Annotated in this window: 7 protein-coding genes; 6 read left to right on the forward strand and 1 reads right to left on the reverse strand. The window is 74.3% G+C overall.

Annotated features, from left to right (window positions below; all coding sequences use genetic code 11):
* Positions 1-3 precede the first annotated feature (3 nt).
* From ACR807_RS18605 to ACR807_RS18625, 5 genes are all read left to right on the forward strand, one after another.
* On the forward strand, positions 4-1752 hold the full coding sequence (locus tag ACR807_RS18605) for an AMP-dependent synthetase/ligase (RefSeq protein WP_438922603.1): 1749 nt from the start codon (positions 4-6) through the stop codon (positions 1750-1752).
* Between the two features lie 192 nt (positions 1753-1944).
* Positions 1945-2397 carry a hypothetical protein gene (locus ACR807_RS18610; RefSeq protein ID WP_438922604.1) on the forward strand — a complete coding sequence of 151 codons (453 nt, stop codon included), beginning with the start codon at positions 1945-1947 and terminating at the stop codon, positions 2395-2397.
* A 66-nt stretch (positions 2398-2463) separates the two neighbouring features.
* A complete protein-coding gene (locus ACR807_RS18615) occupies positions 2464-3372 on the forward strand; it encodes a DUF1996 domain-containing protein (protein WP_438922605.1) in 909 nt (302 codons plus the stop codon).
* 78 nt (positions 3373-3450) lie between these two features.
* The gene (locus tag ACR807_RS18620; protein WP_438922606.1) at positions 3451-4002 is read left to right on the forward strand and encodes a sigma-70 family RNA polymerase sigma factor; all 552 of its coding nucleotides are present in this window, start codon (positions 3451-3453) and stop codon (positions 4000-4002) included.
* Positions 3999-4700, forward strand: a complete 702-nt coding sequence (locus ACR807_RS18625) for an anti-sigma factor family protein (RefSeq protein ID WP_438922607.1) — start codon at positions 3999-4001, stop codon at positions 4698-4700. The genes ACR807_RS18620 and ACR807_RS18625 overlap by 4 nt, the downstream gene beginning before the upstream one ends.
* 54 nt (positions 4701-4754) lie before the next feature.
* Here ACR807_RS18625 and ACR807_RS18630 read toward each other — a convergent pair whose 3' ends face one another.
* Positions 4755-5711: a zinc-binding dehydrogenase gene (locus tag ACR807_RS18630; protein WP_438922608.1), complete on the reverse strand. Its 957-nt coding sequence runs from the start codon at positions 5709-5711 to the stop codon at positions 4755-4757.
* A gap of 617 nt (positions 5712-6328) precedes the next feature.
* Between ACR807_RS18630 and ACR807_RS18635 the strand changes: the two genes are divergently transcribed.
* Complete coding sequence (locus ACR807_RS18635; protein ID WP_438922609.1) at positions 6329-7039, forward strand: DUF4383 domain-containing protein; 711 nt, start codon at positions 6329-6331, stop codon at positions 7037-7039.
* The last annotated feature ends 20 nt before the right edge of the window (positions 7040-7059 follow it).

Raw genomic sequence — 7059 nt, forward strand, 5'->3', positions numbered from 1 at the left:
GCCATGACCGCACCCGCGGCGCGCGTCGTCGCCGACCTGCCCTTCGTCGCCGCCCACCGGCACGACGACCGCGTGGCGTGGCGCCACCAGCGCGACGGCGCGTGGCACGACGTCACGTTCACCGAGGTCGCCGAGGAGGTGCTGGAGCTGGCGTCGGGGCTCGTGCACCTGGGCGTCGCGCCGGGGGACCGGGTGTGCGTGCTGGCGCAGACCCGCGCCGAGTGGCTGGCGGTCGAGCTGGCGGTGCTCGCGGCGGGCGGCGTCGTGGTGCCGATCTACCCGTCCAGCGCGCCCGAGGAGTGCGCCTGGATCGTCTCCGACTCCGGCGCGGCGCTGCTGATCGCCGAGGACGCCGCCCAGCTGGCCAAGGTCGAGTCGGTGCGCGACGACGTGCCCGGCCTGCGCGACGTGCTGGTGATCGAGGGCGGCGGCCTCGACGACCTGCGCTCGCACGGCCGCACGTCCCCGCTGCCGGGCGAGCTGGACGACCGCCGCGCCGCGCTCCGGCCGGACGACCCGACGCTGATCATCTACACCTCGGGCACCACCGGCCCGCCCAAGGGCTGCGTGCTGACCAACCGCAACTGGCTCACGATGTGCCGGCTCACCGAGGAGCTGTCCTACACGCTGGCCGAGGACGTGGTGTACCTGTTCCTGCCGCTGGCGCACGTGTTCGCGCAGATCGTGGCGCTGTCCGCGCTCTACACGGGCAGCACGCTCGCGTTCTTCGGCGGCGACCCGGCCAAGGTGGTGCCGGAGCTGGCGCAGGTGCGGCCCACGTTCCTGCCGTCCGTGCCGCGGATCTTCGAGAAGATCCACGCGGTCGCCACCGCGGGCGTCCCGGAGGACCAGCTGCGCCAGGCCGTGCGGGTGGGCCTCGCCGTCCGCGCGCTCCAGGCCGCCGGGCAGCCGCTGCCGCCCGACCTGGCCGCCGCGTTCGAGCGGGTCGACCCGGTGTTCGCCCGCGTCCGCGCCGTGTTCGGCGGGCGGCTGCGCCAGGCCCTGTCCGGCGCCGCGCCCATCTCGGTGGAGGTGCTGGAGTTCTTCACCGCCGCCGGCGTGCCCGTCCTGGAGGGCTACGGCATGAGCGAGTCCACCGGCGTGGGCACCGTCAACACCCTCGCCCACCACCGCCTCGGCTCGGTCGGCACCTTCGGCGTGGCCGGCCTGGAGCTCAAGGTCGCCGCCGACGGCGAGATCCTCATGCGGGGCCCGCACGTCTTCGCCGGCTACTGGAACAACCCGGCCGCCACCGCCGAGGTCCTCACCGACGGCTGGCTGCACACCGGCGACCTGGGCGAGGTCGACGAGGACGGCTTCGTGACCATCACCGGCCGCAAGAAGGACATCATCATCACCGCGGGCGGCAAGAACATCGCGCCCGCCAACGTGGAGAACCAGCTCCGCCAGTCCCGCTGGGTCTCGCACGCCGTCGTCTACGGCGACACCAAGCCCTACCTCGTCGCCCTGCTCACCCTCGACGAGGACGAGATCGTCCCGTGGGCCCGCGACCGGGGCCTGCCCACCGACCTGCCGACCCTGGCGCGGACCCCCGAGGTGCGCGCCCTCCTCCAGGGCGTCGTGGACGAGGCCAACGCGCACTTCGCGACCGTCTCCCAGGTCAAGCGCTTCACCGTGCTCGACCGCGACCTGTCCCAGGAGCAGGGCGAGCTGACGCCCACGCTGAAGGTCAAGCGCAAGGTCGTGCACACCGCGCACGGCCCGCGCTACGAGGGCCTCTACCGCCCCTGACGGCACGCGCGCGGAAGGACCGCGCGGAAGGACCGCGGAAAAACACCGCCGGCCGGTGAACCGGACGGGCCGCGGGGCCGTGTGCAGGGTGTCCCGCCGCACCAGGGAGGGCCCGCCGCCCATGCACCGCACCCGCCGCAACCCGTCGCCGCTCGGAGCACGTCCCGGGCAGCACTAGCCGAACGAGAGACCATGCACGATCCCATCCTGGACCGCGCGCTGCGCCGGGTCCGCACCGAGCGGGTGCGCGACCACCGGCGCCGCGGCGGTGCCGTCGCGGCGGCGAGCACGGTGCTCGCCGCCGCCGTGCTCGCCGGCGGCGTCTACCTGGGGCAGCACAGCGTGCCCGGGGAACGGGTCCTGCTCGCCACCGCGGCGGGCGGGGTCCGGATGACCGCCACCGTCACGCCCGCCGACGGCCGGCTGCGGCTGCGCGCCGTCGTGGACGGCGCGGCCCCGGGCGAGAGGTGCACGCTGGTCGTCACCGACACCGACGGCCGCCGCTACGTCGCGGGCGGCTGGGTGGCGTCGCGGGGCGAGGACACGTCCCTGGCCGGCGCGGTCATGGTCGACCCCGGCGAGCTGGCCGCCGTCAGCGTGGTCACCGCCGACGGCCGCACCCTCGTGACCGCCACCGCGGGCTGACCACCGGCCGTCTCACCTCGTCGCCCGGACCACCACCTCTCAGCCGAACCCCAATATGCTGTCCCCGTGAGGTGGCTGTCACTGCTCGTGGTCCTCGTGCTGGTGGCGGGCTGCTCGGACGACCGCACCGTGGCCATCGACGACGTCCCGGTCGCGCACGAGTCGGTGCCGACCACGCAGGACGCCTCCACCGGCACGTTCACCGTCGACTGCGGGCGCAACGAGGAGCGCCACCTCAACGCCGACAACGTGGTCAGCGCGCCCGGCCAACCGTTCGGCGCGCACCACACCCACGAGTACGTCGGCAACCTCACCACCGACGCGCACTCCACCGACGAGTCGCTCGCCGCGGGCGCCACCACGTGCGCGTCGGGGGACCGGTCCACCTACTACTGGCCGGTGCTGCGGCTCACCGACACCGCCGGCCACGACGCCCACGCGCCCGGCGGCGGCGCGCACGGCAACACCGGCGCGGTCGTGCCCCCGGCGGACGTGACCATCACGTTCACCGGCAGCCCGGTCAGCGGGGTGGTGGGCATGCCGCCGTTCCTGCGCGCCATCACCGGCGACCCCGCGGCGCTCACCAGCGGCCGCACCAACGCGCGGTGGAGCTGCACCGGATTCGAGGACCGCCGCACCGACCGCTACCCCCGGTGCGCCCCCGGCAGCCGGGTGCTGCGCACCTTCGACTTCCCCAGCTGCTGGGACGGCCGCAACACCGACAGCCCCAGCCACCGGGCGCACCTGGACTTCGCCGCCCCGAACGGGGTGTGCCGGGCGGGCACCTTCCCGGTGCCCAGGCTGCGGGTCCGCGTCGCCTACGACGTGCCCGCCGGCCGCCCGTTCGCGATCGACAGCTTCCCCGAGCAGGCCCGCGACCCGCGCACCGACCACGCCATGTTCGTCAACGCCATGCCGGAGGCCCTGATGGCCCGCGTCGTGACCTGCCTCAACACCGGCGGGACCTGCTCGTAGAAAAACCCACGCCACGGTGAACCGAACCCGCCCGGGATGCGTGTCCGTGACGACGGGGACGACGAGAGGAGTGGGTGGATGGCGGCTCTGTGGTCCCGGAAACGGGAGGCCGCGGCCGACGAGGCGTTGATCAGGTCCCTCTACGAGGAGCACGGCCGGGCGCTGCTCGCGTACGCGACGCGCCTGACGGGGGACCGGGCGGCGGCCGAGGACGTCGTCCAGGAAACCCTCGTGCGCGCGTGGCGGCACCCGGACGCCCTGGTGAACGGCAAGGGCTCGGTCCGCGGGTGGCTGCTCACCGTGGCGCGCAACATCGTCACCGACCGGATCAGGGCGAGGGCGGCCCGACCCCAGGAGGTGGCCGAGTCGCCGACGGCGCAACCCGTCGAACGCGACCACGCCGACTCGGTGGTGGACTCGATGGTGGTGCTCGAAGCGCTCGACCGGCTGTCGTCCGACCACCGCGACGTGCTGATGGAGATCTACTTCCGCGGCCGCAGCGTGACCGAGGCGGCCGAGGCGCTCGGCGTACCGCCCGGAACGGTGAAATCGAGATCGCACTACGCCTTGAGAGCACTGAGGGAGACGTTCGTCGGACACAAGGTCGCGCTGAAGGGGGTGGCCGGATGACCACGAACCACGATCAGCAACTGCTCGGCGCCTACGTGCTGGGGGTGCTCGACGAGCGGGAGGTGCGTGCGGTGGACGACCACGTGGCGTCCTGCGCCTCGTGCCGCGCCGAGCTGGACGAGTTGCGCGCGATGGAGGGCGCCCTGGGCGACCTGCCGCCCGAGGCCCTGCTCGACGGGCCGCCCGAGGGCGGTGACCTGCTGCTCCAGCGGACGCTGAGGCAGGTGCGGGCCGAACGCGGCGGCCAGGTGCGCAACCGCCGGGTCGGCGTCGGCCTGGCGGCGGCGGCCGTGGCCGCGGTCGTGCTCGGCGGCGGTTTCGCGGTCGGCCGGGGCACCGCGCCCGACCCGGGCGGGGTGGCGCAGACCAGCCAGCCGCCCGCGCCGCCGACGGGCACCAAGCTCGGCTCGGCGACCGACCCGGAAACCGGGGCGCGGATGACCGTGCAGGTCAAACCGGCCGCCGGGTGGGTGCGGGTGAACGCGTCCGTCGCGGGCATCGCGCAGGACGAGAAGTGCAAGCTGTTCGTCGTCTCCAAGGACGGCAGCAGGCAGGAGGCCGGCAGCTGGCTGGTCTCGTCGGCGGGGGAGAAGGACGGGACGAACCTCGACGGTTCGGCGTTGATCGCCCCCGAGGACGTGGTGGCCGTCGAGGTGCGCAACTTCGACGGCGAGCAGATCGTCACCGTGCCGGTCTAGGCCCCGACCGCGGAAGGCCCCCGTCCCGCCGCCGCGGCACGGGGGCCTTCCGCGTCACGGCACCAGCACGACCTTGCCGGTGGTGGCGCGACCCTCCAGCGCGGCGTGCGCCCCCGCCGCGTCGCGCAGCGGGAACACCGTCGTCAGCGGCGTCAGCCGGCCCTCGGCGAGCGCCGCCAGCGACCGCTCCTCCAGCCCGCGCAGCGACGTGCCCCGCACCATCCGCGGCCCCACCGCCACCGTCGCCGTGATGCCCAGGCGGTACAGGTCGCCGGTGTCGAGGCGCGTCGGCTCGCCCGCCGACCACCCGAACAGCACGACCCGGCCGCCCACGCCCAGCAGCTCCAGCGCGGCCCGCCCCGCCGCGCCGCCCACCCCGTCGAGCACGAGGCTCACCTCGCCGACGTCCCCCGCCCAGCCGGGCCGCGTGTAGTCGACGGCCAGGTCCGCGCCCAGCCGCTCCACCAAGTCCAGCTTCGCGGTGCTCGCCGCGCCCACGACCCGTGCGCCGACCGCCTTGGCCGCCTGGACGAACAACGCGCCCAGCCCGCCCGCCGCCGACGTCACCAGCACCACGTCGTCGGCCGTCGGCTCGGCGATGCGCAGCACCCCGACCGCGGTGCGGCCCGTGCCGATCATGGCGACCGCGTGCTCGTCGGGCACGTGGTCGGGCAGCGCGTGCAGCGCGGACGCGTCCGCCACCGCCACCTCCGCGTACCCGCCGCTCGCCCGGCCGAGGTGCGCGACGACCCGTTTGCCCAGCCAGTGGCCCCCCACGCCGTCGCCGAGCGCCGTGACGACGCCCGCGACCTCCCGGCCCGGCGTCGTGGGCAGCTCCGGCAGCGGGAACGGCCCGCCGGACGCGCCGGAGCGGATCGTCGTGTCCAGCAGGTGCACCCCGGCCGCGGCGACCGCGACCCGCACCTGGCCGGCGGCGGGCTCCGGGTCCGGCACCTCCTCCCAGCGCAGGGTCCCTGCCGGTCCGAACTCGTGCTGGCGGATGGCGTGCATGGTCGTTCCCCCGGGTGCCGGTGCTGCTCCGTCGTGGACGGCCGCCACGCTAGGAGTTCGAGTTACGTCGAGGTCAAGCGATCTTCGGCGGACCCCGTCGCGGAACCCGTCGCGGACCTGGTCGCCGACGCATTTACCGACCGTTATTCCTTTGACCGGAACCACTTCGCCACGAGATAGTGGAAGCACACCGCAGCGGTGTTCCGGCACAAAGCGAGGGGACCTTCCGTGAGCAACACGAACGCCGACTGGAACGGCTCGGCCACGCGCACCTCCCGCCCCTGACCTGGGCTTGGGTCTGATCCGACGGCGATGTTCGGCGCTGGTCCGCCGACGCCCGGATCTATTGGCGAAACCTATTGCCCCATTTGTCGCGGTGATCGCCGGATGAATTCCGCGCGCCGCGGCGGCCCGATCCTCACGGGGTGGATCGGGTCGGTGGAACCCCGGCGCGGCGGGGTGGTCGACCCCTGTCGGGAACGGGGGCGGGTCCGCGTGCCCGCCCCCACCTCCGCGCCGTGCGCCACAACGGCCTGTTTGTCACCCGGTCGGGTCGGGTAGTCGGTGGGCGTCCGGAGCCCGAGAGACGGGCTCGTGGTCCTCGTTTGGAGGGCGTGATGACCCACTCGACCGTCGGCCGCGTCAAGGTCGCGGGTCTCCAGCCCGCCCAGGTGCTGGCTGGTCTCCTCGGCCTGGTCTTCCTCGCGTTCGGTGTCGTGGGCTTCCTGCGCACCGGCTTCGGCGACTTCGCGGGCGACCAGCACGCCATGGTGCTCGGCTTCGCGGTGAACCCGCTGCACAACGTGATCCACCTGGCGTTCGGCGTGCTCGGCCTGCTCATGGCCACCGGGTCCGGCCTGGCCCGCCTCTACGGCTGGATCGTCTTCCTCGCCTACGGCGCCGTGCTCCTGTGGGGCCTGGCGCTCGCGGGCGTCTTCGCGGGCAACCCGGTCTCCGGCCTCGGCAACCCGCTGGCGCTCAACACCAACGACAACTGGCTGCACCTCGGCCTCACCCTCGCCGGCCTGCTGATCGCGTTCGTGCCGGCCCGGCGCAAGATCGTCGTGCCGGAGGAGACGGTGGAGCCCGTCGAGGAGCGCCACGTCGACCGGGACGAGAGCATCCGCGACCCGGAGACGCGGGAACTGCCCACGCAGCGCGTGGACACCCACCGCCCCACGGGCGACCAGCCGCACGACACCCGGCCGCACGACACCCGTCCCCACGACAACCGGGTCGAGTCCGCCGACCCGACCGTGTCGGCCCGACCGGTCCACCCGATCGACCCCGCCGTCGCCGAGCAGCAGAGGGCGCGGCACTTCCGCTGACACCTCTTCACCGACGCTCC

The sequence above is a fragment of the Saccharothrix sabaoui genome, from assembly GCF_051756985.1.
In the GTDB taxonomy this organism is placed as follows: domain Bacteria; phylum Actinomycetota; class Actinomycetes; order Mycobacteriales; family Pseudonocardiaceae; genus Actinosynnema.

Coding starts and splice junctions, on each gene's coding strand:
- ACR807_RS18620 (WP_438922606.1), top strand. CDS start 3,451: ATGGCGGCTCTGTGGTCCCGGAAACGGGAGGCCGCGGCCGACGAGGCG.
- ACR807_RS18630 (WP_438922608.1), bottom strand. CDS start 5,711: ATGCACGCCATCCGCCAGCACGAGTTCGGACCGGCAGGGACCCTGCGC.
- ACR807_RS18605 (WP_438922603.1), top strand. CDS start 4: ATGACCGCACCCGCGGCGCGCGTCGTCGCCGACCTGCCCTTCGTCGCC.
- ACR807_RS18635 (WP_438922609.1), top strand. CDS start 6,329: ATGACCCACTCGACCGTCGGCCGCGTCAAGGTCGCGGGTCTCCAGCCC.
- ACR807_RS18625 (WP_438922607.1), top strand. CDS start 3,999: ATGACCACGAACCACGATCAGCAACTGCTCGGCGCCTACGTGCTGGGG.
- ACR807_RS18610 (WP_438922604.1), top strand. CDS start 1,945: ATGCACGATCCCATCCTGGACCGCGCGCTGCGCCGGGTCCGCACCGAG.